The following is a 24,765-nucleotide window of genomic DNA, read 5'->3' as shown; positions in this document are numbered from 1 at the left end:
GGGGAAACCCAGGAGGTGAAAGCACGTGCGACATGACGACGCTGCGCTATCAGCAGGACCCGGCGAAGATCAGAAGGTCGCCGCTCAGCGGGCGGCGGCTGCAACTGCGCCACGGTGAGGGCGACAAGCGTCACCTGACCAGCCTGCAAGGACTGTCGGCGCTGTCGCTGGACGCCCTCAGCTCGGTCGCTTACGGACCGGAGGCCGCGGCGCTCGTCCTGGCCGGGGCCGGAGCCGCCGCCGTGGCGCTGACCCTGCCGATCACGATCGCCATCGCGGTCCTGCTGCTGATCCTCGTGTTCTCCTACCGGCAGGTCATCGCCGCCCACCCTGACGGCGGCGGCTCGTACGGGGTCGCCAAGGAGGAACTGGGCCGCCGGGCGAGCCTGCTGGCCGCCGCGGCCCTGGTCGTGGACTACGTGCTGACCATCGCGGTCAGCCTCGCGGCGGCGGCCGCCAACCTGGCCTCGGCGTTCCCCGTGCTGCGGCCGTACCTGGTGGAGACCTGCCTGGCCGGGGTGCTGCTGCTGACGGTCATCAACCTGTTCGGGGTGTCGGACAGCGCGCGGTTCCTCATGCTGCCCATGGGCCTGTTCGTGCTGTCGGTCCTCGGCGTCGTGGTGGTCGGCCTGGCGCGGTCCGGGCCCGCCGCCACGGTGGGGACACCGGAGCAGATCGTCGCCACCGAGGCGCTGACCGTGATGCTCCTCCTGCGGGCCTTCTCCTCCGGCTGCTCCTCGCTGACCGGGATCGAGGCCATCGCCAACGGCGTGCCCATGTTCCGCAACCCGCGCGTCAAGCGCGCCCAGCACACCGAACTGATGCTCGGCGTGCTGCTCGCCACCCTGCTCATCGGCCTGGCCGCGCTCATCCGCAGGGACCAGGTGGTGCCCCGCGAGGGCGTCACCATCCTGGCCCAGCTCGTGGCCGGCTCGTACGGGACCGGCTGGGCGTTCTACGCGACCAACGTCGTGGTGGCGCTCGGCCTCGGCCTGGCCGCCAACACCAGCTTCGGCGGCCTGCCGGTCCTGCTGAGCCTGCTGGCCAAGGACCGGCGGCTGCCTTCGCTGTTCGCGCTGCGCACCGAGCGGCCCGTCTACCGGTACGGCGTCGCGGTGGCGGGATTGCTGGCGGCGCTGCTGCTGATCGCGGTGGGCGGCGACACCCAGCGGCTCATCCCCATGTTCGCCATCGGCGTCTTCATCGGGTTCACCATGAGCCAGGGCGGCATGGTCAAGCACTGGCACCGGCTGCGTCCGCCTCGCTGGCGGCGCGACCTGCTGCTCAACGGCACGGGGGCGGTGCTGACCTGCGTGGCCGCGCTGGTGCTGCTGGTGTCGAAGTTCACCGAGGGCGCCTGGGCGGTCGCCGTCGTCATCCCGGCGCTCATGCTCCTGTTCACCCGGATCGAGCGCTACTACGGGGAGGTGGCGGCCAAGCTGGAGATCGGCGCCGTGCCGGTCAGGCCCGCGCGGCCGCCCGCCGCCGTCCACCCCGGCAAGAAGATCATCATTCCTGTCGCCGGGATCGACGCCGCGACCGAACGGAGCGTGAGCGCCGCCATGGCACTCGGCGGCGAGATCGTGCTCGTGGCGGTCTGCTTCACCGAGGAGTCGCGGCGCTCACTGCGGGAGGCCTGGGCCCGGTGGGATCCCGGGGTCCCGCTGGAGATCATCGTCAACCCCGCCCGCACGGTGATCCATCCGCTGCTCGACTACATCCGCCGGGCGGACGAATCGGGCAACTGGACCATCGTCCTCATCCCCATCCTGGAACCCCGGCACTTCCGCTTCCGCATCCTGCACAACCAGCGGGGAAGGCTGCTGGCCGCCGCGCTGAGGGAGCGCTCCGACGTGCCCGTCTGCCTCCTGCCGTTCCATCTCGGCCCATGACCGGGTTACCGGCCGCATCACCGGGCACGGGAAGCACATGGTCGTCACTTCCCCTCCGCGCCGCCGCTGGGTCGCGCTGCCGGTCTTCCTGGTGGTCGTGGCGCTGGTCGCCGTCATCGGGTCGCTGTCCGCGTCCGGCTCCGCCGCCGAGTACCTGTCGCTGCAGCGCCCGGCGTGGGCGCCGCCGCAGTGGCTGTTCGGGCCCGTCTGGACAGTGCTGTACATCCTGATCGCCGTGGCCGGCTGGCTCACCTGGACGGCGCGCGGCTGGTCGCCTGCGATGACCCTCTACGCGATCCAGCTGGTCCTCAACGCCGCGTGGACCCCGCTGTTCTTCGCCGCCGGCTGGTACGGCGTCGCGTTCGCCGAGCTCTGCCTGCTGTGGGTCACGATCGCGGCGACCATGGCCGCGATGTGGCGGATCAGGCGGCCGGCCGCGCTGCTGATGGCGCCCTACCTGCTCTGGGTCACCTACGCGGGCGCGCTCAACTTCGCCATCTGGCAGCTCAACTGAGCGGGCCCGCGTCCCCGTTCAGACGAACGCGCCGTGGCCGGTGATCGCGCGGCCGACGATCAGGCTGTTGATCTCGCGCGTCCCCTCGTACGAGTAGATGGCCTCGGAGTCGGCCACGAACCGGCCCATGCCGTAGTCGAGCACGATCCCGTTGCCGGCCATGATCTCCCGGCCCCAGCCGACCGCCTCCCGCATCCGCGCCGTGCAGTAGGCCTTGGCCATCGCCGAGTGCTCGTCGCGATAGACGCCGGCGTCCTGCAACTGGGCCAGCCGGACCACCATGCCGAGCGAGCTGGTGACGTTGCCGAGCATGCGCACCAGCAGGTCCTGGACGAGCTGGAACGCCCCGATCGGGCGGCCGAACTGCTCGCGCTCCCCGGCGTACTCGAGCGCCCGCTCGTAGGCGCCCATCATGCACCCCACCGCCTGCCACGCCACGCCGCCCCGGGTCTGCCGCAGGATCGTGGACGTGTCACGGAAGCCGCGCGCCCCGGTCAGCCGGTTCGCCTCGGGGACCCGGCAGTCGGTCAGCGCGATGTCGGCGTTCTGGACCGTACGGAGCGCGATCTTGTTCTCGATCCTGGTGGCCTCGAACCCGGGCGTGTCCTTCTCCACGACGAAGCCCTTCACCTGGCCGTCGGCCTCGTCCTTGGCCCAGACCACGATCAGGTCGGCGAAGGTGGCGTTGCCGATCCACCGCTTGGCGCCGTTGAGCACCCACGTGTCGCCCTCGCGCCTGGCCGTGGTGCGCAGCCCGGCCGCCACGTCGGAGCCGCCCTCAGGCTCGGTCAGCGCGAACGCGCCGATCTGCTCCATCGCCGCCATCGGCGGCAGCCACCGCTCCCGCTGCTCGTCCGAGCCGAGCCCGGCGATGCTGCCCATGGCCAGCCCGCTGTGCACGCCGAAGAACGTGCCCATGGACGGATCCACCCGATTCATCTCCAGCACGATGAAACCGGTCAGCAGGCTACTGGCGCCCCGGTGCTGCAGCCCCGCCACGTCCAGCTTCGCCATCTCCGGCACCACGTGGTGCGGGAAGCTGGCCTTGGTCCACGCCTCGTCCGCGATCGGCGCGATCTTCTCGGTCATGAACGCGCGCACCCGCTGGACGATCTCCCTCTCCTCCTCGTCCAGCAGGTCGGCGTAGTCGTAGAAGTCGCCGCTCCCCTTCATGCGCCCAGGTCCCTGGCCATGGTGTCCAGCCGGGCGGCGAGCGAGTCCAGATCGTGGTCGCCGGTCACGTGCTTCACCTCGCGGCGGCGCGCGAGCACCAGGCCGCCCTGCCGGTCGGCCTCCTCCTCCGGCATCACGACGCACTCGCCCCTGATGAGCACGAGGGCGGCGTCCGGGTCGGTCGCGTCGACGAGTCGGCGTACGGCTGTGCGGTCGATGAGTCGCATACGCCCACGACTGCCCAGGTGAACCCCCTCAAAACGGATCTTGGGGCTCGCGGGCCGCCCGGGAAACTCTTGGCTTGCCTACGGCGATGACTCGTGCAACCGCCGGACGCGCCGCCCCGGACCATGGCCCCCGGCGACCTACTGTCCTAGCGACCGGCCATGACCGCACCGGCGGAGGGGGACCCATGTCGGGCAGTGACGTCCGCGGACTGCTCCATCCCTTCCTGCTGCTGCTCATCTGCGAGCGGCCCGGTCACGGGTACGACCTGATCGAGCGGCTGGCGCGGCTGGGGGCGTCCGACGCGGAGCCCGGCCAGGTCTACCGCACGCTCCGCTCACTCGAACGCGCGGGCCACCTGGCCTCCGCCTGGGTCGCCTCCGAGGCGGGTCCGGCGCGCAGGCGCTACGAGCTGACCACCGGCGGCATGGCCGAACTGCAGGCGTGGATGCGCCGGCTGGCCGAGGTCCGCCAGCTGCTGGAGACCTGCCTGACCAGATGGACCCGGATCAGCCAGGAGCCGGGCGGCCACGGGCCCCCGGCCGTGCCGGGCGAGGAGCCCCAGCCCCCGCGTGAGCCGTTCCCGGCCGTGCGGGAGGGTTCCACGACCGCATGGGAGGAGGAGTCATGGGCGAAGATCCGACGCTGACCGCGGTGTCCGCGGCTTTCGAGCGGCGGATGGGGCCGGCGGCCGCCATCGGCGAGGACGCCGAACGGCTCGTCCGCGCCTGCCAGGAGATGGCGGAGCGGTTCCGCGGGGGCGGCAAGCTGCTGGTGTTCGGCACCGGCGGATCGGTGGCCGACGCGCAGCACGTCGCCGTCGAGTTCGCGCATCCGGTCATCGTGGGCAAGCCGGCGCTCCCGGCCCTCGCGCTGACCACCGACATGGCCGTGGCCACGGGGATCGCCCGCACCCACGGGCTGGACGGCATCTTCGCGGCCCAGCTGCGGCTGCTGGCCGCACCCCGCGACATCGCGCTCGGGCTGTCGGCCGACGGCGACTGCGCCGGCGTGCGCAACGGCCTCGCGGCGGCGCGCGAGCTGGGGCTGCTCACGGTGGCGCTCACCGGCGGGCGGGCCGCGCCCGAGGCGGACCACGTGCTGGCCGCCCGCTCCGGCGACCCGCTGATCGTCAAGGAGGTGCACGTGACGATGTACCACGTGCTGTGGGAGCTGGTGCACGTCTTCCACGAGCTGGAGGCGGTCCGATGACGGAGCCGTGCCACGACGAGGTCTGCGTCACGTGCTCCGACGCGGCGGTGCCGGTACGCGTCCTGCGGCTGCTGGACGACGGGATGGCCCTGGTGGAGACGGAGTCGGGTCCGGAGGAGGTCAGCGTGGCGCTGGTGGACGCGCGGCCCGGCGACATCGTCCTGGTACACGCCAAGGAGGCCATCGCGACCACCCCGTACGGCGAGCCGGGCGGGATCGAGGCGCTCTACCCGTTCCTCGCGCCGGCGCCCGCCGACCGGGAGGCCGTCGTCGCCGATCTGTGCGCGTCCACCCGGAGGAAGGCCGCCGAGATCGTCGCGCTGCGCCGGTCGCTGGTCGCCCTGCACGCCGAGCGCCTGGTGGCGTGCGCGCGGGCGATGGCGGCGGCCTTCGACGCGGGGGCCCGGCTGTTCGCCTTCGGCAACGGCGGGAGCAGCACGGACGCCCAGGCCGTCGCCCAGCTGTTCGCCGCGCCGCCTGAGCCGGCGCGCGCGGTCGCGGCGGTGCCGCTCGCCCAGGACGTCGCGCTGCTCACGGCTCTTTCGAACGACGTCGGGTACGAGCTGGTGTTCGCCAGGCAGCTCGCCGCGCTCGGCCGTCGCGGCGACGTGGCCGTGGGGCTGTCCACCAGCGGAGGCTCGGCCAACGTGCTCAACGCGATGGCGGAGGCGTCCAGGCGCGGCCTGCTCACCGTCGGGCTGGTCGGCTACGACGGCGGGCCGATGGCCCAGGAGGACCGGGTCGCGTACCTGTTCGTGGTGCCGTCGGTGTCCGTGCACCGCATCCAGGAGGCCCAGATCACCCTCTGCCACGTGCTGTGGGAACTGACCCAGCAGGTGCTGACCGGCGAGATCTGACGGCCATGTCCGGTACGGGGGCGCGCCGGATCCGGGTGCGGGTCGAGGGGCTGGTGCAGGGGGTGGGGTTCCGGCCGTTCGTGTGCGGGCTGGCCGGGGCGCACGGGGTGTCGGGGTTCGTCGGCAACGACCGCGGCGGGGTGTTCATCGAGGCGGAGGGCGAGTCGGCGAGGCTGGAGGCGTTCACCGCCGGGCTGACCGCCCAGGCGCCGCCGCTCGCCCTGGTCGAGCGCGTCTCGGTGGAGCCGGTAGAGCCGATGGGCGAGTCCGGCTTCCGCATCGTGCCCAGCCGGCACGGCGAACTGCCGGGTGCTGCGCGGGCGGTCTCGGGTGCCGCACCCGAACTGCGGGATGGCGCGGGGACCGCTTCGGGCGGGGCGGGCCGGGTGGCGTCAGGTGGGGCGGCCGGTCGGTTCGCGCTGGTGTCGCCGGACGCGGGGACGTGTGCCGCCTGTCTGCGGGAGCTGCGTGATCCCGGTGACCGCCGGCACCGGTACCCGTTCGCCAACTGCACCGGCTGCGGGCCGAGGTTCACCATCGTCACCGGCGTGCCGTACGACCGGTGTGCCACGACGATGGCGGACTTCGCGATGTGCGCCGCGTGCGCGCGGGAGTACGGCGACCCCGGTGACCGGCGCTTCCACGCCCAGCCGGTCTGCTGCCCGGCGTGCGGGCCCGTGCTGCGCGCCCTCGGCGCGGACGGCCTGGCGGCGGCCGGGGACCCGGTCGAGACGGCGGCCCGCTGGCTGGAGGCGGGCCGGGTCGTGGCGATCAAAGGGCTGGGCGGCTACCACCTGGCCGTGCTGGCCGCCGACGGACCTGCCGTGGCCGCGCTCCGGGCCCGCAAGCGCCGCGAGAGCCGCCCGTTCGCCGTGCTCGCGCCGGACGCGGCGGCCGCCCGGACGCTCGTCCACCTGGACCCGGCCGCCGAACGGCTGCTCACCGGCACGCGCCGCCCGATCGTGCTGGCCCCGCGCCGCGGCGACGCCCCGGTGGCCGACGCCGTGGCGCCCGGGGCCCGCGACCTCGGGGTGATGCTGCCGTACACGCCGCTGCACCACCTGCTCGCCGACCGGCTGGCCGCGCCGTACGTGCTGACCAGCGGCAACCTCACCGACGAGCCCATCGCCTACCGCGACGAGGAGGCGCTGCGGCGGCTGGCGGGCGTCGCCGACGGGTTCCTCGTGCATGACCGGCGGATCGAGGCGCCCGCCGACGACTCGCTGGTGCGGGTCTTCCGCGGCCGGGAGCTGGTCCTGCGCCGGTCGCGCGGGTACGCGCCGGCCCCCGTCGGCGTGCCGTGGCCGTTCCCCCGGCCGGTGCTCGCCTGCGGCGCCCAGCTCAAGAACACCTTCTGCGTGGCCAGGGGCGACCAGGCGTTCCTGTCGCAGCACATCGGCGACCTGGAGAGCTACGAGACCCTGCGTTCGTTCGCCGAGAGCGTCGAGCGCTTCTGCCGGCTCTTCGGCGTCCGCCCGGCCGTGGTCGCCCACGACCTGCACCCGGAGTACCTGTCGACCGCGTACGCGCGCGAGCGCGAGGGCGTGGACCTGATCGGGGTGCAGCACCATCACGCGCACGTCGCCTCCTGCCTGGCCGAGCACGGCCACGGCGGGCCCGTCATCGGGGTGGCGTTCGACGGGCTCGGCCTGGGCGACGACGGCACGCTGTGGGGCGGGGAGGTGCTCGTCGCCGACCTGGTCTCCTACCGGCGGGCGGCGCACCTGGAGACGGTGCCGATGCCGGGCGGCGCGGCTGCGGTGCGGCAGCCGTGGCGGATGGCGGCGGCCTGGCTGGACCGGGTCCACGGCGACGCGCCGCCCCGCCTGCCGGTGGCCGAGCGGCACCGCGAACAGTGGCCGGTGGTCGTCCGGATGGCGCGGACCGGGCTGAACTCCCCGCTCACGTCCAGCGCCGGGCGGCTGTTCGACGCGGTCGCGGCGGTCGCGGGGGTCCGCGACGTGATCGGTTACGAGGGGCAGGCGGCGGCCGAGCTGGAGGCCCGGGTGGATCCGGGCGAACGGGGCGCGTACCCGGCCCGGCTGATCGAGGGCGAGCCTCTGGTCATCGCGGCCGGTGACCTGGTCCGGGCCGCGGCCGAGGACGTCGCGGCCGGGACGGACGTGGGACGGATCGCCGCGCGGTTCCACCGTGGACTGGCCGCGGCGGTGGTCCGCGCGGTGCGGGTGGTGGGCGAAGGGACGGGCCTGCGGACGGTGGCGCTGTCCGGCGGCGTCTTCCAGAACACGGTGCTGCTGGAGGCCGTGGTGTCCGGTCTCGAACGGGAGCGGTTCCAGGTGCTGGTCCACTCCCGGGTCCCGCCGGGCGACGGCGGCATCGCACTCGGCCAGGCGGTCGTCGCCGCGGCCGACGACCGCCGTTGACCGGCCCCGCACGGGTCAGCAGATGCGTGGGAGCGGGTCGCCGACCAGGAGGTCGACGATCCTGGTGCCGCCGAACGCGGTGTTGAGCAGCACCATTCCCGGCGGCCCCGGCTCGATCGAGCCCACCACCGCCGCGCCCTCGCCCACCGGGTGCCGGCGCAGCGCCGCCACCGCGGCCTCGGCGTGGTCGCCGTCGACCACGGCCACGAACCTGCCCTCGCACGCCACGTACAGCGGGTCCAGGCCGAGCAGCTCGCAGGCCCCGCTCACCACCGGGCGCACCGGGACCGCGCGTTCGTCCACGGTCACGGCCACCCCGGCGCCGCGGGCGATCTCGTTCAGGACGGTCGCGACCCCGCCCCTGGTGGCGTCGCGCATCATCCGCACCGGGACGGCGTCGAGGAGCGCGGCGACGGCGTCGTGCAGGGGCGCGGTGTCGGAGGCCAGGTCGGCCTCGATGTCCAGGTCCCCCCGGGCGATCATGACGGTGATGCCGTGCTCGCCGATCGGCCCCGACACGATCACCGCGTCCCCGGGCCTGACCTGCGACTCACCCAGTGTGATCGGCCGTTCCAGCGCCCCGACGCCGGCCGTGGTCACGTAGCAGCCGTCGGCCTTGCCGCGCTGGACCACCTTGGTGTCGCCGGTCACCACCCGCACCCCGGCCCGCCCGGCCGCGGCCGCCATGGAGGCGGCGATCCGGCGCAGGTCGGCGATCGGGAACCCCTCCTCCAGGACGAACGCCGCCGACAGGTACATCGGCCTGGCCCCGCAGACCGCCAGGTCGTTGACGGTCCCGTTGACCGCGAGGTCGCCGATGTCGCCGCCGGGGAAGAACAGCGGCGAGACCACGTACGCGTCGGTCGTGAAGACCAGCCGGCCGGTGCCGAGGTCGAGTGTGGCGCCGTCGTCGAGCGGCTGGAGCTCCGGGTTGCGGAAGGCGTCGACGAAGACGGCCTCGATCAGCGTCCGCGACGCCTTGCCGCCAGCGCCGTGCGCCAGCGTCACCCGCTCCTCGGTGATCTTCGGTCTGCGGCGGCGGGCGCGTTCGATCCGCTCCAGCACCTGCTCCTCGCGGGAAGCCGGCTCGTGCCCGGCCGCCTCCGCCAGCGCCCGCTCGGCCCACTCGGCCGTGTGCGCGCTCCGGTCGTTCACGGCCGCCGTCCCAAGGACAGCGGCACGGGTTCGCGGCGCCGGGTGAAGCGGCCGAAGTTGTAGTAGGCGGCGCAGGCGCCCTCGGAGGACACCATGCAGGTGCCGATGGGCGTCTCGGGGGTGCAGGCGGTGCCGAAGACCTTGCACTCCCACGGCTTCAGCACGCCTTTCAGCACCTCGCCGCACTGGCACGCCTTCGGGTCGGCGACCCGTACCCCCGGCACGGGGAAGCGCCTCTCGGCGTCGTAGGCCGCGTACTCCTCGCGCATCCGCAGCGCGGAGTGCGCGATGAAGCCCAGCCCGCGCCACTCGAAGTGCGGCCGGAGCTCCATCACCCGCGAGATCGCCGACAGCGCCCGGGCGTTGCCGCCCCACGGCACCACCCGGGTGTACTGGTTCTCCACCTCGGCCCGGCCCTCGGCGAGCTGCCGCAGCAGCATGTACACCGACTGCAGGACGTCCAGCGGCTCGAACCCGGCGCACACCAGCGGCCTGCCGTAGTCGGCGGCGATGAAGGAGTACGGCCGGCAGCCGATGACGGTGGAGACGTGGCCGGGTCCGATGAAGCCGTCCAGCCGCAGGTCGGGCGAGTCCAGGATGGCCTTGATGGCCGGGATGATCGTCACGTGGTTGCAGAAGACGGCGAAGTTCCCGATGCCCTCGTCGGCGGCCCGCAGCACGGTCATCGCCGTGGACGGGGCGGTGGTCTCGAACCCGATGGCCATGAAGACGACCGTGCGGTCCGGGTTCTGCCGGGCGATCTTGAGCGCGTCCAGCGGCGAGTACACCATGCGGATGTCCGCCCCCGCGGCCTTGGCGTCGAAGAACGAGCCCTGCCCGCCCGGCACCCGCATCATGTCGCCGAAGGACGTCATGATCACCCCGGGTTCGCGGGCGATCGCGACGGCGTCGTCCACCCGGCCCATCGGGATGACGCAGACCGGGCAGCCGGGGCCGTGCACCAGCGACACCGGCTCGGGCAGGTAGTCCTCCAGCCCGTGCTTGTAGATCGTGTGCGTGTGGCCGCCGCACACCTCCATGAACGTGTAGCGCCGTCCGGGCTCGCACAGGTCCCGGATCCGCGCCGCCAGCTTCCTGGCCTCGCCCGCGTCGCGGTACTCATCGACGAACCGCACTGCCCCCGCCTCTCAGGTGATGTCCGATTCCGCGAGCGCTTCGAGCTCGTCGGTGTACGCCTGTCCCAGACCGCGCAGGAGCGCGAGCGTGGCCGCCGCCTCACGCTCGTCGATCTTGGACATGGCGAAGCCGACGTGCACGAGCACCCAGTCGCCGGGACGGATGCCGTCCTGGCTGACCAGCCCGACGTTGATGGCCCGCCGGACGCCCGCGACCTCGACCTTGGCGAGTTCGGGCTGTCCGGGGATGAGTTCGACGATCTCGCCGGGAATGCCCAGGCACATCGGCCGCCTCGCTCCTCTCACATTCTTCGCATAGTGATGTAGCGCTTCATGGCCGGCAGTTCCCGCCAGACCATCGCGATGACCGCGGCCCCGGTGAACAGGGCCAGGAACTTGGCTGCTCGCCTCATGTCTCCACCTCCTCTCTCGGTCTACGGCGGGGAGAGGTTCGGCATGCTGGGCGAGATCGGGTTCTCCTTGCCGGGGCGCACGCCCGTGGACCGCCGCGCGTCGGCGGTGTCGTCCTTGTGGTGGCCCACCTGATGGCGGTACGCGCCCTTCGCGTTGCCCTGCCGTACGCCCTTGACGTGCGAGGGCGTGTCGGGCGCCACGTCGGGCTTGCCCACGCGGATCCGTGCCATGTCGTCCTCCTCATCTGTCGAGTTCGGCGAAGAAAGCCGCGATCCGGTCCCAGAGCCGCTGGCCGCCGGACATGCCCGTCCATTCCTGGCGCACCAGGGCGACGAGCCGGTGACAGTCGTCGATCGGCAGGAGCCAGCGCTCGTCCAGGCCGCGCACGATCGCGACCAGGAAGCCCTCCACCGCCGTCCGCATCGACCGCAGCTCCTCGTACCGGCTGATGAGCCGTTCCCAGGCGGCGGCGTCCACCTCCCAGCGGGTGGCGCCCATCGGGCTCGGGTAGTGGGCCACGACCGTGCCGTCGGACCGGCGGACGAAGAAGGCCAGCCCCACCGGCACGCCCAGCTCGGACGGCGGCGGGCCGGTGAGGCGGACCCGCCGGTGCGGCACTAGCCGGAACCGGCCCGGCCCCGCCTCACCAGGCCCCGGCTCGCCCGGCTCGAACAGCAGCGCGCAGGCGCGGCAGGCGCAGAGCACCAGATCCTTGCGCTCCTCCAGCAGGTGAGCGTGCTCGGCCGGGAGCGGGTCGCCGCACAGCTCGCACGGTTCGGCGGCCCGCCGCCGCCGGGCGACCGGCCGGTTGATCACCCGGCCGAGCGCGCTCGCGGTGACGGCGTCGGTCACGGGGCCGCCCTGGAGGTGGCGGGCCGCCGCGAGAGCGTGTCGAGCGGGATGAACGCCGCTCCGGGACCGCTCGCCGGAGCCTTGCCCGGGGGGACGCCGTGCAGCGCGAACAGGTGCGCCAGCAGGATGTCGTCCGCCAGCGCCGAGGCGAGCTCGGGGGAGGCGGCGGTGGCCCGGTCCATGACGCGGGCCAGCGCCTCCCCGTACACCCCGGCGAGCGTGGCGACCGCGTCCAGCGCCGTCTCCGCCGTGGGCCCGGAGGTCGTCTCCAGCTCGCTGAGCAGCTCCTCCAGCAGCTCCAGGTTCCCGGCGACGGCGCGCTCGTCCAGCCTCGGCCTGTCAGTCATGGCCGCCGCCGAACATGGGCGAGTGCAGCTTGCGCAGTGTGCGGCCCTTGCCGAGGTACATGTGCACGCCGCAGGGCAGGCACGGGTCGAAGCTGCGGACCGTGCGCATGATGTCGACGCCCTTGAAGTTCTCCGGCCCGTTCTCCTCGAAGATCGGCATGTCCTGCACGGCGTCCTCGTACGGCCCGGGGGTGCCGAAGCGGTCGCGCGGGCTGCCGTTCCACGGGGTGGGCGGGTACGGGTGATAGTTGGCGATCTTGCCCTTCTCGATCACCAGGTGGTGCGACAGCACGCCGCGCACCGCCTCGTGGAAGCCGACGCCGATCGCCTGGTCGGGCACGTCGAAGTCCTGGAACACCTTGGTGTCGCCGCCGTGCACCCGCTCCAGCGCCCGCTCGACGAACCACACGGCCATGGCGGCGGCGTAGGCCACGAAGTACACCCGGGCCCGGTTGCGCTCAAGGGCGTTGGACCACGGCGGGATCCGCCACTCCAGCGTCATCTCCGGCAGGTTGGGTCCCTTGGGCAGGTTGATCTGCACGCTCGAACCGGTCGACTTCACGTACGGCGTGTCCACGAGGCCGGCCAGCGCGGTGGTGTAGAGGCGCGCGAACGCGCCGCCGCCGGTGTCCAGCGCCAGATGGTCGCCGGTGCGCTGGTCGAGCCAGCGCGGGCTCATCACCCAGCTGTAGTTGCCGTCGAAGTCCCGCTTCTGCGGGGCGGGCAGCGTGGTCTGGTTCCACGGGTGGCGCATGTCCACCGGGTTGCCGAGCGGGTCGTGGGTGACGAACGGCTTCTCGTTCACCCAGTCGTCGTAGTAGGAGCTGCCCAGCAGGATGCGGATGCCGAGGTTGATGTCCACCAGGTCGGTGGTGATCAGTTCGCCGTCGACGACGATGCCGGGGGTGACGTACATCGCCTTGCCCCACTCGTTCATCGTCTGGTAGCGGTAGTCGACCACCTCGGGGTCCTGGAACGCCCCCCAGCAGCCCAGCAGCACCCGGCGCCGGCCGACCTCCTCGTAGCCGGGCAGGGCCTGGTAGAAGAAGTCGAAGACGTCGTCGTTGAGTGCGACGGCCTTCTTGACGAAGTCGATGATGTTGATCAGTCGCGACAGGTAGTCGATGAAGACCGTCGGCGACGGCATCGTGCCGACGCCGCCCGGATAGACCGTCGACGGGTGCACGTGCCTGCCCTCCATCAGGCAGAACATCTCCCTGGTGACGCGGCTGACGGTCAGCGCCTCCTTGTAGACGTCGCCCTCGAACGGGTTGAACGCCTCCATGATGTCGGCGATCGTGCGCTTGCCGTGGACGCGGGCGTTCGGCGCCTCGGTGGTCGTGGCCCGGCGCAGGACGCTCGGATTGGTGCTCTTGACCATCGCCTCGCAGAAGTCGACGAACACCATGTTGTCCTGGAACAGCGTGTGGTCGAACATGTACTCGGCCGCTTCGCCGAGGTTCATGATCCACTCGGCGAGCTTCGGGGTCTTGATCCCGTACGCCATGTTCTGCGCGTAGACCGAGCACGTCGTGTGGTTGTCTCCGCAGATGCCGCAGATGCGGCTGGTGATGAACCCGGAGTCGCGCGGGTCCTTGCCCTTCATGAACACCGAGTAGCCGCGGAACAGCGAGGACGTGCTGTGGCACTCCACCACGCGCTGGTTCTCAAAGTCGATCTTGGTGTAGATGCCGAGGTTGCCGATGATCCTGGTGATCGGATCCCAGGACATCTCGACGAGCTGGCCCGGCTTGGGCGTGGCTCTCTCCTGCTGTTCGATGGCCATCCGCCGTGTTCCCCTCTCTCGTGCGCGCCGACGGTTCTACGGGCGCCAGCGCGGGTCGTAGCCGCTGGTCAGCGCCTCACGGTTGTGCCGCCACCGGGGCTCCCTGTTGGCGGTGTGGTTGGTGATGCCGCGCATCCGGCGGATGAACGCGCCGTACGGCTTGATCAACGTCGAGGACAGGTTGCCGCCGGGCGGCATGTCCATGAAGGGCATGAACTTGTCCGGGAACCCCGGCATGGTGCAGGCGATGCAGATGCCGCCCACGTTCGGGCAGCCGCCGATGCCGCGCATCCACCCGCGCTTGGGCACGTTGCAGTTCACCACCGGGCCCCAGCAGCCCACCTTCACCTGGCACTTCGGCGAGTTGTAGTCGTGGGCGAAGTCGGCCTGCTCGTAGTACGCGCCCCGGTCGCAGCCCTCGTGGACCGTCTTGCCGAACAGCCACTGCGGCCGCAGCATCTCGTCCAGCGGAGGCGGCGGCGCGCTGCCGGCGGCGTGGTAGAGCACCCAGGCCAGGGTCTCCATGAAGTTGTCCGGCTGGACCGGGCAGCCGGGCACGTTCACGATCGGCAGCCCGCCGGTCGACCGGAAGTCCCAGCCGAGATAGTCGGCCAGGCCCATGCAGCCGGTCGGGTTGCCGGCCATCGCGTGGATGCCGCCGTAGGTGGCGCAGGTGCCGATGGCGACGACCGCCCACGCGCGCGGGGCCAGCCGGTCGATCCAGGTGTTCAGGGTCAGCGGCTGGCCGGTCTCCGGGTCGTTGCCGAACGACGTCCAGTAGCCGTCGCCGTTGATGTTCTCGTTCGGGATGGAGCCCTCGATGACGAGCATGAACGGCTCCAGCTCGCCGCGGGCGGCGGCCCGGAACGGAGCCAGGTAGTCCTCGCCGCCGAGACTGGGCGACAGCACCTTGTTGTGCAGGTGGACCTTGGGCAGTCCGGGAACGGTGCCGTTGACCACGTCCTCGATCGAGGGCTGGGTCGCCGCGGTGACGGAGACGGTGTCGCCGTCGCAGCTCATGCCCTCGGATATCCACAGGATGTGCATCTCGTCGTAGCCGGCGGCCTGGCCGCCCCGCTGCTGCGTCTCCGTCATGCGCGCACCTCGCTGGCCTCGGTGGTGAGAACGTCCGGCTGATAGGTGATCGACTCGATGACGACTCCGGTGTCGCCGGCGATCTCGACGTCGACGCCGCCGCAGCGGGGGCAGGCGACGAGCGCGAGCGCGTCGGCCGCGGGCGTCCTGGCGCCGCAGTCGCGGCAGCTCACCGCGGGCGGCTCGGTGACCAGCTCGATCCGCGCGCCCTGGGCCGGGGTCCCGGCCGCGGCCACGCGCAGGCCCTGCTCGACGACCGCCGGATCGGGCCGGTGCCCGGCGAAGGCGGCGCGGACGCGTGCCGCGGCCACCTGCCGTCCCTCCGCCCGGCGCAGGACCGCCTCGACGATCTCGTCGCACATACTCGTCTCATGCATCGGCGCGCTCCCTGTCGGATTGTCGGTACGTCTCGTCACGGGCCAGCGCCGTCACCGCGGCGACGGTGCTCTCGACGGCGGCGGCGACCGGCTCCGACAGGCCCATGACCTCGTCGACGACCTGGGGCCGGCAGCCCACCAGCAGCACTCTCGGCACCCCGCCGCCCAGCTTGCCGAGCAGGTCGAGGACGGCCTGGGGATGCATGCCGTGCCCGTTCACGGGTGGAAGGGCGTCCGGCGCCGGCTCGTCGTCGATCTCCAGCACGGCGACGGTGCCCGGCGGGCCGTCGAGCTCGACCGCGTCCACCATGATCAGCGTGTCGTACGCGCCGCCGAGCAGCTCGTAGGCCAGGTGGACGCCGCGGATGCCGTAGTCGGCCACCACCACCGACCCGGGCAGGGCCGAGGGGTCCATCCGCCGGACCACCTCGACGCCGAACCCGTCGTCGCCCAGGAACACGTTGCCGATCCCGGCCACCAGCACCCGGTTCACGCGGGCTCACCGTCCAGCGGCTCGGTCTCCTCGGGCGCGAAGTACCGGTACCGGCCGTACCACTGGTTCAGCTCGGCCGCCGGGTCGTCCTCCAGCGTCACGGCGAGATGACGGGCGCCGTCGACGTCCAGCAGCACCGCCTCCACCAGGGCCGTCCTGCCGTCGAGGAACATGTCCTGCGGGTCGGAGCCGCGCAGCCGGGGCCGCAGCCGCACCCGGCTGCCCTTGCGCACCGGCGTCCCGTCCACCTCGACGACGTCCGTCGCCGGCGAGACGGACGCGTCCGCCTCCGGATGCCACCAGGGCGCCGGACCACCGGCAGGCCGCGGGTCCCGGGTGGCGCCGTGCAGGCGGGCCAGGTCCTCCGGCGTCATCGCCTCGACCCGGTCGAGGATGGCGGCGGCGCGCGGATCGGTGGCGCGCGCCTCGCGCTTCTCCGCGTCGGTGAGCGTCAGTGTGCGCAGCGACAGGATCTCGTCGATCTCCGCCGCGTCGTGCAGGTCGCCGGGGCTCTCCGGCGCGACCCGCGGGTTGTCGTAGAGCAGGATCGGCGACGACAGGACCACCTGGTCGCCGCTCAGCACCGGGTACGTGTGCGCGTTGACGCAGCCGCGGGCCGCCTCCCGCGCCCAGTCCGGGGGTTCGAGCAGTGAGACGAACCGGCCGCCGGGCACGGTCAGCAGCGTGTGACAGGCGATCAGCGCGTGCCTGAGCGTCTCTTCCCTGGGCGTCTCGGGCGACGGCCCCCGACCTGCGTTCTCGATCCGCACCCGCAGCCTGAACAGCGCGCTCCCGTCCGGCGCCGAGCTCTCGCAGGGCGTCAGCGACAACCTCGCCCGCGCCCGCAGCGGCCACTCGCGCCAGCGCGTCCGCCCGGCCGAGCCGGGCAGCGGGGTCACCGTCTCGAAGCCGGGAACCCGCAGGTCGAGCTGCTTCTCACCGGCCCGCAGCTCCGCCACGGAGGCCCGGACGTCGAGCTCACGCGGGACCGCCTCGTCGAAGCTCAGCGCCTCGCCGACCCGGTCCGCCTCCCGGTGGCCGCCGTCCGGCAGCCGCTCCTCGGACGTACGGCGACGCAGTTGCAGGAAGCGCACCCGGCCGTGCACGACGGCGTCGGCGGGCGCGACGAGCAGGCACTCGGTCTGCTGCCACCACGACTCGGCGGAGCCCGCCACCCCGCCGCCCTCCAGCCCGTGCGCCCTGGCCCACGGCTCCGGCAGCAGCACGCCGAACTGCCACCGGACCTGGTTCTTCGGCGAGGAACGGCGATAGGGGTACAGCAGGTAGCCCTCGTACAGGACGGCGTCCGCCACCGCCAGCGCCGCCCGGAACCCGGGCGCGGCGTCGATGCCGTTCGCGTCCACGGCGGGTGGCCCCTTTCCTGTCCCAGGTCGTACGTGACTCTTTCGGTATAGCCACGCCGTCTCTGGACAAGTAGGTGGATCGCGCCCCTAGGTGCCGTCCTCACCTAGCGGTTCTTGGTGATCCATCCCAGGAGGGCCGGGGCTCACGCGAGGTGAGCCCGCTCCGCCCCAACAGGATTTGCCCGCCGCTTTGCCTCACCGGCCTCCCGGTCTCACCGGTCGCGCGCCGGCTCGTAGTGCAGCTCGGTGATCCCGCAGTCGAACGGCCGCGCGCCGACCAGGCGGAGCCGCCGCTGGACGCCCTCGGGGAACACCGGCATGCCGCCTCCGGTCGCGGCCGGGTTCACGAACAGGTGGTAGTCGTCGACGAGCCCGGCGGTGATCAGGCTGGACACCAGCGTGCCGCCGCCGTACACGATGAGGTCGCCGCCGGGCCGCGCCTTCAGCCCGTTGACGATCTCGGTCAGGTCGCCGCCGGCCACGGTGGCGTTCTCCCACGGCGACTCGGTGAGGGTGTTGGAGATGACGACCTTGGGGGTGCCGTTCATCCAGTCGATCGACTCCTGGTCCTCGCCCTCCGGCCCGGACGCCCAGGCCGGGATGAAGCCCTCGGCCAGCTTGCGGCCCAGCACGATCAGGTCGACCGACTTCGTGAGCGCGTTGACGCGGTCGCTGAGGTCGTCGCTCCACGAGCCGGCCACCCAGTCCATGGCGCCGTCCGGGCCGGCCATGTAGCCGTCGACGGTGACCTGGACCTGGAGCTTGAGGGTGCGCATGAGGGGTGTCCTTTCCTGTTTGCCTGGCTCCACGATGCCGGAGCGCTCTTACGGCCTTCTTACGCTCCTCTTCCGGGGCCGCTACGGTCGCTGGGAGAGCGCGAGGCGGTGCAGGCCGGCGCGGATCCGCTTCTCTCCCAGCTCGGGCAGGAGCGCGGACACGTGCTCGGCCGACAGGGCGGCCAGCACGGCATGGGCGGCGTGGTCGGGGTCGGGCGACGCCGTCGAGCAGGATCGCCACATGCCGGTGCCAGAACCGGTACGCCCCGATCCGATAGCGGGCGCCGGGCGGGGTCCAGCGGGGGCGGTCCGTGCAGGATCGCCTCCTGCAGCACGCGCTCGCGGGCATCCAGCAGGGCGGCGGCCAGCCCCGACTTGTCGCCGAACCGGCGGAACAGCGTGCCCTTGCCGACGCCGGCGGCCGCGGCCACCTGGTCCATGGTGACCGCGTCCACGCCGTGTTCGGCGGTGACCCGAGCCGCGCTCGCCCACCAGAGGAGCGCGGGCCTCCCCACGGTCACCCGTCGACGTCCGCCCGTTCCGCCTCGCGGGCTCCCGCGTGGAACGCCAGGGCCAGCACGAGAAGAGCTCCCGCGCCCGCGATCGGCGCCCACGACAGGGCGGAGGACGGGACGAAGTCCCCGGTGAGCCCCGCCCGGTCGAGTACGGTCGCCGCGGCGACGACCGGCAGTAGGCAGCCGAGACCCGAGACGACGGCCAGCACGACGAGCCCGGCGGCACCACGCCCGGCGAACCGCCGCCCGGCAGAGCTCAGCACCAGCGCGGCCAGGCCCGCGCACAGCCCGGCCAAAAGGACGTCCGCGCGCGAGAGCACCTGCTCGGCGACGGTGGCTCCCCAGACGTCCAGCGCGACGTCCTCCTCGTGGAGGACGACCCCGGGGGAGAGCTCCACCCCGCTCAGCGGCGAGGGCCCGGCGCCCGGGGCGGTCGCCACCCGGATGGTGACGTACCCGCCCGCCTGCGTGGCGCCGTTGATCACGTAGGCGAGGCCCCAGACCGCCAGGGCGGCTCCCGCGAATCTGGCGAGACGAGGGGCCGAGCCGGCGAACGATCGAGTCATGAGTGCCCCTGTGGCGCGCGTCGACTGCCGCCAGTATGCCCTCCCCGCCCGCTGTCATCCGCCTGCCCCGGTTTTCCCGGCAGAACGGCGGGGTGGGGGTCGGTCCGGTGGTGGACGACGGTGAGGGTCCGGCGTTCGTAGCCTTCCCGTCGAAGACCAGTGAGGGGACCACCATGTCGTTGTCAGATCCGATCCGATTCCGGAGGCTCGCCGCCGGGGCGTGCCTCATCGCCGCGCCCGTCCTGTACGTCGCGGGCATGGCCGCGGACCCCGCCCTGCGCCAGGGCGGCGGCGACACCGTCGGCGTCTACGGGCGCCACCTGGAGCAGGTGTCGGTCAGCGCGGCGATCCTGCACTGGAGCTGGGTGCTGCTGGTGCCGGGCATCGTCGGCATGATCCACCTGGTACGCCGCCGGGCGGTGCTACTCGGGCACCTCACGGGCGGGCTCGCCCTGCTCGGCGTGGTGAACTTCTCCGCGCTGATGCTGGGCGGCTACTTCTACGCGCGCCTGGAGCGCTCGCTGCCGCCCGCTCAGGGGGCGGCGCTCGGCGACCAGGCGTTCGCCGATCCGGGGCTCGTGCTCGGGTTCCAGATTCCGGGGTTCGCCGGGATCATCGGGCTGTTCGCGCTCGGGCTCGTGCTGGCGTACTGCGGTCACGCGCCCTGGTGGGCGCCGTTCGCCATGCTCGTGGGCATCTTCACGGGGCCGATCTTCCCGGTCGGCACGGTCGTGGGCGGGCTGCTCTACGTGGCGGGGGCCGGGGTCATCGGTCTGCGCATCGTACGGATGAGCGACGCCGAATGGGCCGGCGAGCGGTCTCAGCCTGTAGGGAACCTGGCGCGCACGCGGTAGCCGCGGCCCGGCAGGGGGCCGGCCGACAGGTCGCCGCCGTGCATCGCGAGCCGCTCGCGCATGCCGATCAGGCCGTGCCCGCTGCCGCCTTGTCCGCCGCCCTGTCCGCCGCCCTGTCCGCCGCCCGGGCCGTCGTCGGTGACCTCCACGGTGACGGAGGAGGGGGCGTAGGTGACGGTGACGGCGATCCGGGTCGCCCGCGCGTGTTTCAGCGCGTTGGTCAGCGCTTCCTGGATCACCCGGTACGCCGAGAGGTCCAGCCCCGGGGGCAGCGGCCTGGGTTCGCCCTCGACCCGCACGTCCACTGCCGGGCCGGCCTGCTCGACCTGGCCGACGAGGGCGTCCAGCCGGTCCAGCCCGGTGGGGTGCGGTTCGGCGCCGGTGCCGCCGGGGCTGCGCAGCATGCCCAGCATCAACCTGAGTTCCTCGATGGCCTCGCGGCCCGCCCGTTCGACGCCGGTCAGCAGCGCGCGTTCGCGTTCGCGGTCCGGGTCGTCGCGGAGCATCATCCGTACACCGCCGGTGTGCAGGGTCATCAGGCTGACGTTGTGGGAGACGATGTCGTGCAGTTCCCGGGCGATTCTGGCCCGTTCGCCGGCGAGCGCCTGCCGGGCGCGCTCCTCGCGTTCGACCTCCAGCCGGGTGGCCTGCCGGGTGACGAGCAGCGTCTGGTCGATCTGGCGGCGCAACAGGATGCCGCTGGCGTACGCGACGCCGACGAAGATGGCGCTGATCAGCACTTCCGCCAGGTCGTTGTGCTGAAATGTCTGCAAATAGCCGTACGCGAGCAGCACACAACCCAGCCCCGCCAGCCCACGCCGGCTGCGCAGCTCCGCCGCGCTGGCCACGGTGTGCACCAGGATGAGCGTCGAATAGAAGTGCCACGCGGCGTAGTAGCCCGCGTCCGTGACCTCCCGCACGCCGATGCCGACCGCCACCAGCGCGAGCAGCATGCTCATCGGGAACCGCCGCCTGAACAGCAGCAGCACCCCGGCGGCGGCCGCGCCGACGGCCAGCGGCACCGGCCGGCTGATCTGGCTCGGCTCGAACCCCTGCCGCCCGAACGACTCGACCTGCCCGGCGACGACCACGGCGAGCGCCAGCAGCAGGTCCAGCCGGCTCGGCCGCCAGCCTCCGCCGCGCCTCATGGCCGGCCGGGGCGGACGAAACCGGACTCGTAGGCGAGCACCACCGCCTGGAGGCGGTCACGCACCCCCAGCTTGCGCAGGACCTGGGCGACATGGCCGCGGATCGTCGCCTCGCCGATCCCGGCCTCCGCCGCGATCTCCCGGTTGGACAGGCCCCGAGTCAGCAGCCGCAGCACGTCCAGCTCACGCGCGGTGAGGGTGGCCAGCTCGGGAGGCGGCGAGAGTACGGGCTGCGCGGCGAAGGACGCGATGACCCGGAGGGTGACCGCCGGATCGATCATCCCGTCGCCCGCCGCCGCGACCCGTACCGCCTCCACGAGGTGCTCGGGGGGCGAGCTCTTCAGCAGGAAGCCGCTGACCCCGGTACGCAGGGCTGCGTGCAGGTTCTCGTCGCTGCCGAAGGTCGTCAGCATCACGATCCGCGGCGGGGCGGGGTCGGCGAGCAGCGTCGTGGCTGCGGCCAGGCCGTCCAGGCGCGGCATGGCGATGTCGAGCAGCAGCACGTCCGGCCGTTCGCGCCGCGTCACCGCGACGGCCTCCACGCCGTCGGCCGCCTCGCCGACCACGTCCACGCCGGGGGCGTTCTCCGCCACCAGCCGCAGGCCCGCCCTGATCATGGCGTGGTCGTCGGCGATGACCACCCTGATCATCATGTCTCACCCGGCATGACCGGATCGTATTAAAGCCGGATAAATCCCACCATCTCGCGCAGGCGGGGCACAGGCTTTACGGCGGCGTCATGGGCGCCGGGCCGGCTGGTGGGACCCGAGCGGCCCCCGTCCAGTCGCCCGGCAGCTGGAACGTCCAGCCGGGCCGCCAGTCGAACGGCCGATCGACCAGCTCGGCGAGCGGCACGCCGTGCAGAAGGTGCTGCAGGGCCCAGCGGTTGGCGGAGTGCGAGATCAGCAGCACTTTCCCGCCGTCCCACCGCGCCGCCAGCTCGGCCAGGAAGTCGCTCGTCTGCTCCACCACGTCCCGGTAGCTCTGGCCGCCGGGCCACGGCTCGTCGATGTGCCGGGCGCGCCGGGCCTCCAGCAGGCTCACCGGCATGCCGTCGAACTCGCCGTAGTGGCACTCGCGCAACCGCCGGTCCTGGAACAGGGGGATCCCCGAGTCCCCCAGGGCGACCCGCGCGGTCTGCACGGCGCGGTACAGGTCGGAACTGAACACCGCGTCCAGCCCGTCGTCGCGGCGGCGCTCGCCGAGTTCGGCGGCCAGGGCCAGGCCGCGTTCGGACAGCTCGCCGGGCAACCAGCCGCTGGCGACGCCCGTCTCGTTGTGGACGCTGATCGAGTGCGTCTCGTAAACGATCTCAACCGTCATGGGTGCTCCCTGTCAGATTCGATCTCGATCGCGTCCCCAGACTACGGATCGCGGCCCTGCGGAACTAACGAACATCGCGGAGCCGGCTCGCGGCGTCGCGGAGCACGCCCGGCACCAGCAGGCGATGGACCGCCGACAGCGCGCGCCACACGCCGCGGCCCGGGGGCCGGTCATAGCGCAGGAAGGTCCCGAGTGACACCTGCCCGCCGCTCGTCCGTACGAGAAGCTCGCAGGTCAGGAACCAGGACGCGGCCCCGAGCCGGATCCAGTCGCCGCCGCGTCCGTTGATCCGCCACCCGGCCACCGTGTCCGGCGATCGTTCCCGGCTGAGACGCAGCCCGAGGAGGGCGCCCCAGATGAACCGCTCCGCGGCGTCGGGGACGTCGCCGAACATCGCGCGGGCCCACTGCTCGGGGGTCGCCTGCTGTCCGGTGGAGAGCGTGAAGAGGTCGGCGTAGTCGATCCGGGACAAGGAACTGAGGGCGCGGACGGACCCGGGCACCCGCGTCCCCACCGCGCTTTCCACTAACGAGCCGGTCATCCGACTGTCTCCTTCGATGTATACGCAACCGTATAATGGAGGTTAGCGCGTACTATACGGCAGCGTATATATCGCTGAGAGGTGAGGTGGCACACATCGTGGGCGCGACCAGGACGCCGCGTGAGAAGTGGATCGAGGAAGGGCTGCGGACCCTGGCCGCCGGCGGTCCCGACGCCGTGAGGATCGAGGCGCTGGCCAAGCGGCTCGGCGTCACGAAAGGCGGCTTCTACGGCTACTTCGCCGACCGCGACGCGCTCCTGACGGCGATGCTCGACACCTGGGAGCGGGAGAGCGTGGACGAGGTCCTCGACCGCATCGAGCGCGAAGGCGGCGACCCGAAGGCCCGGATCCAGCGCGCGGGCATGCTCACCTTCTCCGGCGGCCGCCTGCTCCCCATCGACCTCGCCGTCCGCGACTGGGCCCGGCGCGACGAGGCGGTCGCCGAGCGCCTGCGCCGGGTCGACAACCGGCGCATGGGGCTGCTGCGCGAGATGATCGGCACCTTCTGCTCCGACCCGGACGAGGTCGAGGCGCGAAGCATGATCGCCTTCTGCGTGGCCATCGGTGAGCACTTCCTCGTCGCCGACCACGGCGACCGCACCCGGGCCCAGGTCCTCGCCCGCGCCACCGACCTGATCCTCGACCGCACCCCGGAGGACCACTAGCGTGCCGCCCGACCACACCGCACCGGAGAAGCACCGACGGCCGGACGCCGGAGGCCGGCGATGATGCTGACGCGGCTCGCGGCCCTCCGCTCGCCGGGCGGCTGGTCAGGTGACCTGCCCCTGGTACGCGATCTCGTCGAGCACGGGCTGACCTTCACCCAGCCGGTCACCTTCCTGGTCGGTGCGAACGGGTCAGGGAAGTCGACGCTGGTCGAGGCCATCGCCGATGTGTGCGGCATCAACTCCGAAGGCGGCAAAGCGGGGACGAAGTACTCCTCGACCGGCGAGCCCACCGCGTTGGGCGCGGTCCTCGACGCCGAACTCACCACCACCGGACTCCGGCTGCTCCACGGCCCTCGCCGCAAGCGGCGGGCGTTCTTCTTCCGCGCCGAGACACTGTTCAACCTCGGCCGGAACGTGTCGGGCCTGCCGGGCTACTGGGACGACGACCTCGCCGAACAGTCCCACGGCGAAGGATTCTTCACCGTACTCGACCGCATGGTGTCGGGGCCGGGCCTGTACCTGATGGACGAGCCCGAAGCGGCGCTGTCGTTCCATTCATGCCTGCGCCTGGTCGGCCTGATGCACCGGGTCGCGCGGGAGGGCGGCCAGATCATCTGCGCCACACACTCACCGATCCTCGCCGGCCTGCCGGGCTCCCAGATCATCGAGGTCGGCGAACACGGCCTCCGCACGACGGAATGGCAGGACCTGCAACTCGTCGACGACTGGCGCCGCTTCCTGACCAAACCGGACTTCTACCTGCGCTACGTCCTGGACACGGACCCCGGCTGACGAGTCATCCACAGCGCCCCCGGTGGCACCGTCCGCGAGTACTCCGACTCCATCGGCGACCGCGTCGACCGGCGCTTCGAACGGGGTCTTCATCGGCTCGGGAGACGGCTACTTCGCCGGGTCTCGCCGCCTGGCTCGCCACCGCCGGCGTCCGCGTAACCGTGGTGACGCGGCTCTGAGCTTCCTGCTCAATGTCCAGCCACTCGCGAAACCATCGAGGGCCCGCCTCACGGCTTATGAGAGGCCAGAGGCGGTGCGTCCAGGAGGCGCGGGCCAGCTCGCCTTCGCCCGGCGATCCGTTGAAGC

At 72.4% G+C, this 24,765-nt stretch carries 30 protein-coding genes; 9 read left to right on the top strand and 21 right to left on the bottom strand.

The window, feature by feature from the left end; genetic code table 11:
• Nucleotides 1-32: 32 nt before the first annotated feature.
• Together ACQEUU_RS02580 and ACQEUU_RS02575 are read left to right on the top strand one after the other, a co-directional pair.
• Complete coding sequence (locus ACQEUU_RS02580) at nt 33-1,892, top strand: APC family permease (RefSeq protein WP_433059722.1); 1,860 nt, start codon at nt 33-35, stop codon at nt 1,890-1,892.
• Between the two features lie 37 nt (nt 1,893-1,929).
• Complete coding sequence (locus ACQEUU_RS02575; RefSeq protein WP_433059719.1) at nt 1,930-2,406, top strand: TspO/MBR family protein; 477 nt, start codon at nt 1,930-1,932, stop codon at nt 2,404-2,406.
• A gap of 18 nt (nt 2,407-2,424) precedes the next feature.
• Here ACQEUU_RS02575 and ACQEUU_RS02570 read toward each other — a convergent pair whose 3' ends face one another.
• The gene (locus ACQEUU_RS02570) at nt 2,425-3,579 is read right to left on the bottom strand and encodes an acyl-CoA dehydrogenase family protein (protein WP_433059717.1); all 1,155 of its coding nucleotides are present in this window, start codon (nt 3,577-3,579) and stop codon (nt 2,425-2,427) included.
• Complete coding sequence (locus ACQEUU_RS02565; protein WP_433059714.1) at nt 3,576-3,806, bottom strand: hypothetical protein; 231 nt, start codon at nt 3,804-3,806, stop codon at nt 3,576-3,578. Before ACQEUU_RS02565 ends, ACQEUU_RS02570 begins: the two co-directional genes overlap by 4 nt.
• A 185-nt stretch (nt 3,807-3,991) precedes the next feature.
• Here ACQEUU_RS02565 and ACQEUU_RS02560 point away from each other — a divergent pair, with 185 nt between their 5' ends.
• From ACQEUU_RS02560 to hypF, 4 genes are read left to right on the top strand one after another with little or no spacing between them, the layout of a single operon-like run.
• Nucleotides 3,992-4,453, top strand: a complete 462-nt coding sequence (locus ACQEUU_RS02560; RefSeq protein WP_433059711.1) for a PadR family transcriptional regulator — start codon at nt 3,992-3,994, stop codon at nt 4,451-4,453.
• Nucleotides 4,432-5,016: a D-sedoheptulose-7-phosphate isomerase gene (locus ACQEUU_RS02555; RefSeq protein ID WP_433059708.1), complete on the top strand. Its 585-nt coding sequence runs from the start codon at nt 4,432-4,434 to the stop codon at nt 5,014-5,016. Before ACQEUU_RS02560 ends, ACQEUU_RS02555 begins: the two co-directional genes overlap by 22 nt.
• Nucleotides 5,013-5,873 (top strand): SIS domain-containing protein, encoded by an 861-nt coding sequence (locus ACQEUU_RS02550; RefSeq protein ID WP_433059705.1) that lies wholly within the window; start codon nt 5,013-5,015, stop codon nt 5,871-5,873. Before ACQEUU_RS02555 ends, ACQEUU_RS02550 begins: the two co-directional genes overlap by 4 nt.
• Nucleotides 5,874-5,878: 5 nt before the next feature.
• Entirely contained in the window at nt 5,879-8,257 is a 2,379-nt protein-coding gene (hypF, locus tag ACQEUU_RS02545; protein ID WP_433059702.1) for a carbamoyltransferase HypF, read from the top strand.
• A 15-nt stretch (nt 8,258-8,272) separates the two neighbouring features.
• Here the strand turns inward: hypF and hypE are convergent, their stop codons facing one another.
• The 15 genes from hypE to ACQEUU_RS02470 all read right to left on the bottom strand — a co-directional run bounded on the left by hypE (nt 8,273) and on the right by ACQEUU_RS02470 (nt 19,133).
• A complete protein-coding gene (gene hypE / locus ACQEUU_RS02540) occupies nt 8,273-9,412 on the bottom strand; it encodes a hydrogenase expression/formation protein HypE (RefSeq protein WP_433059699.1) in 1,140 nt (379 codons plus the stop codon).
• Nucleotides 9,409-10,548, bottom strand: coding sequence for a hydrogenase formation protein HypD (gene hypD / locus ACQEUU_RS02535; RefSeq protein ID WP_433059696.1), 1,140 nt, complete (start codon nt 10,546-10,548; stop codon nt 9,409-9,411). Before hypD ends, hypE begins: the two co-directional genes overlap by 4 nt.
• A gap of 12 nt (nt 10,549-10,560) precedes the next feature.
• A complete protein-coding gene (locus ACQEUU_RS02530; protein WP_270152950.1) occupies nt 10,561-10,833 on the bottom strand; it encodes a HypC/HybG/HupF family hydrogenase formation chaperone in 273 nt (90 codons plus the stop codon).
• A gap of 17 nt (nt 10,834-10,850) precedes the next feature.
• Entirely contained in the window at nt 10,851-10,961 is a 111-nt protein-coding gene (locus ACQEUU_RS02525) for a DUF6893 family small protein (protein WP_433059693.1), read from the bottom strand.
• Nucleotides 10,962-10,982: 21 nt separating this feature from the next.
• The gene (locus ACQEUU_RS02520; protein ID WP_433059690.1) at nt 10,983-11,192 is read right to left on the bottom strand and encodes a hypothetical protein; all 210 of its coding nucleotides are present in this window, start codon (nt 11,190-11,192) and stop codon (nt 10,983-10,985) included.
• Between the two features lie 10 nt (nt 11,193-11,202).
• A complete protein-coding gene (locus tag ACQEUU_RS02515; RefSeq protein ID WP_433059687.1) occupies nt 11,203-11,814 on the bottom strand; it encodes a DUF5947 family protein in 612 nt (203 codons plus the stop codon).
• The gene (locus tag ACQEUU_RS02510) at nt 11,811-12,161 is read right to left on the bottom strand and encodes a hypothetical protein (protein ID WP_433059684.1); all 351 of its coding nucleotides are present in this window, start codon (nt 12,159-12,161) and stop codon (nt 11,811-11,813) included. Before ACQEUU_RS02510 ends, ACQEUU_RS02515 begins: the two co-directional genes overlap by 4 nt.
• A complete protein-coding gene (locus tag ACQEUU_RS02505) occupies nt 12,154-13,947 on the bottom strand; it encodes a nickel-dependent hydrogenase large subunit (RefSeq protein WP_433059681.1) in 1,794 nt (597 codons plus the stop codon). The genes ACQEUU_RS02510 and ACQEUU_RS02505 overlap by 8 nt, the downstream gene beginning before the upstream one ends.
• 36 nt (nt 13,948-13,983) lie before the next feature.
• The gene (locus ACQEUU_RS02500; RefSeq protein ID WP_433059679.1) at nt 13,984-15,042 is read right to left on the bottom strand and encodes a hydrogenase expression protein HypE; all 1,059 of its coding nucleotides are present in this window, start codon (nt 15,040-15,042) and stop codon (nt 13,984-13,986) included.
• Complete coding sequence (locus ACQEUU_RS02495; protein ID WP_433059676.1) at nt 15,039-15,419, bottom strand: hydrogenase maturation nickel metallochaperone HypA; 381 nt, start codon at nt 15,417-15,419, stop codon at nt 15,039-15,041. The genes ACQEUU_RS02500 and ACQEUU_RS02495 overlap by 4 nt, the downstream gene beginning before the upstream one ends.
• On the bottom strand, nt 15,412-15,912 hold the full coding sequence (locus ACQEUU_RS02490; protein WP_433059673.1) for a hydrogenase maturation protease: 501 nt from the start codon (nt 15,910-15,912) through the stop codon (nt 15,412-15,414). The genes ACQEUU_RS02495 and ACQEUU_RS02490 overlap by 8 nt, the downstream gene beginning before the upstream one ends.
• Complete coding sequence (locus ACQEUU_RS02485; RefSeq protein WP_433059670.1) at nt 15,909-17,276, bottom strand: hypothetical protein; 1,368 nt, start codon at nt 17,274-17,276, stop codon at nt 15,909-15,911. Before ACQEUU_RS02485 ends, ACQEUU_RS02490 begins: the two co-directional genes overlap by 4 nt.
• Before the next feature lie 212 nt (nt 17,277-17,488).
• Complete coding sequence (locus ACQEUU_RS02480) at nt 17,489-18,052, bottom strand: dihydrofolate reductase family protein (protein ID WP_433059668.1); 564 nt, start codon at nt 18,050-18,052, stop codon at nt 17,489-17,491.
• 81 nt (nt 18,053-18,133) lie between these two features.
• Nucleotides 18,134-18,295 carry a hypothetical protein gene (locus ACQEUU_RS02475; protein ID WP_433072019.1) on the bottom strand — a complete coding sequence of 54 codons (162 nt, stop codon included), beginning with the start codon at nt 18,293-18,295 and terminating at the stop codon, nt 18,134-18,136.
• A gap of 274 nt (nt 18,296-18,569) precedes the next feature.
• Nucleotides 18,570-19,133, bottom strand: a complete 564-nt coding sequence (locus tag ACQEUU_RS02470) for a hypothetical protein (protein ID WP_433059665.1) — start codon at nt 19,131-19,133, stop codon at nt 18,570-18,572.
• Nucleotides 19,134-19,306: 173 nt separating this feature from the next.
• Between ACQEUU_RS02470 and ACQEUU_RS02465 the strand changes: the two genes are divergently transcribed.
• The gene (locus tag ACQEUU_RS02465; protein ID WP_433059662.1) at nt 19,307-19,987 is read left to right on the top strand and encodes a hypothetical protein; all 681 of its coding nucleotides are present in this window, start codon (nt 19,307-19,309) and stop codon (nt 19,985-19,987) included.
• Here ACQEUU_RS02465 and ACQEUU_RS02460 read toward each other — a convergent pair.
• The 4 genes from ACQEUU_RS02460 to ACQEUU_RS02445 form a co-directional block, all read right to left on the bottom strand.
• The gene (locus ACQEUU_RS02460; protein WP_433059660.1) at nt 19,954-21,135 is read right to left on the bottom strand and encodes a sensor histidine kinase; all 1,182 of its coding nucleotides are present in this window, start codon (nt 21,133-21,135) and stop codon (nt 19,954-19,956) included. The two genes, ACQEUU_RS02465 and ACQEUU_RS02460, sit on opposite strands and share 34 nt — an antisense overlap.
• Nucleotides 21,132-21,788, bottom strand: a complete 657-nt coding sequence (locus ACQEUU_RS02455; protein WP_433059657.1) for a response regulator — start codon at nt 21,786-21,788, stop codon at nt 21,132-21,134. The genes ACQEUU_RS02460 and ACQEUU_RS02455 overlap by 4 nt, the downstream gene beginning before the upstream one ends.
• Before the next feature lie 73 nt (nt 21,789-21,861).
• On the bottom strand, nt 21,862-22,458 hold the full coding sequence (locus tag ACQEUU_RS02450) for a histidine phosphatase family protein (protein ID WP_433059654.1): 597 nt from the start codon (nt 22,456-22,458) through the stop codon (nt 21,862-21,864).
• A gap of 64 nt (nt 22,459-22,522) precedes the next feature.
• The gene (locus ACQEUU_RS02445) at nt 22,523-22,999 is read right to left on the bottom strand and encodes a hypothetical protein (RefSeq protein ID WP_433059651.1); all 477 of its coding nucleotides are present in this window, start codon (nt 22,997-22,999) and stop codon (nt 22,523-22,525) included.
• A gap of 86 nt (nt 23,000-23,085) precedes the next feature.
• Here ACQEUU_RS02445 and ACQEUU_RS02440 point away from each other — a divergent pair, with 86 nt between their 5' ends.
• Both ACQEUU_RS02440 and ACQEUU_RS02435 read left to right on the top strand, forming a co-directional pair.
• Complete coding sequence (locus tag ACQEUU_RS02440; RefSeq protein ID WP_433059648.1) at nt 23,086-23,664, top strand: TetR/AcrR family transcriptional regulator; 579 nt, start codon at nt 23,086-23,088, stop codon at nt 23,662-23,664.
• 60 nt (nt 23,665-23,724) lie between these two features.
• The gene (locus ACQEUU_RS02435) at nt 23,725-24,459 is read left to right on the top strand and encodes an AAA family ATPase (RefSeq protein ID WP_433059645.1); all 735 of its coding nucleotides are present in this window, start codon (nt 23,725-23,727) and stop codon (nt 24,457-24,459) included.
• Nucleotides 24,460-24,765 lie beyond the last annotated feature (306 nt).

This window comes from Nonomuraea sp. CA-218870 (assembly GCF_050936535.1).
In the GTDB taxonomy this organism is placed as follows: domain Bacteria; phylum Actinomycetota; class Actinomycetes; order Streptosporangiales; family Streptosporangiaceae; genus Nonomuraea; species Nonomuraea corallina.
Note: the sequence above shows the minus strand (reverse complement) of the source record. Positions and strands in the feature narration are given on the sequence as shown.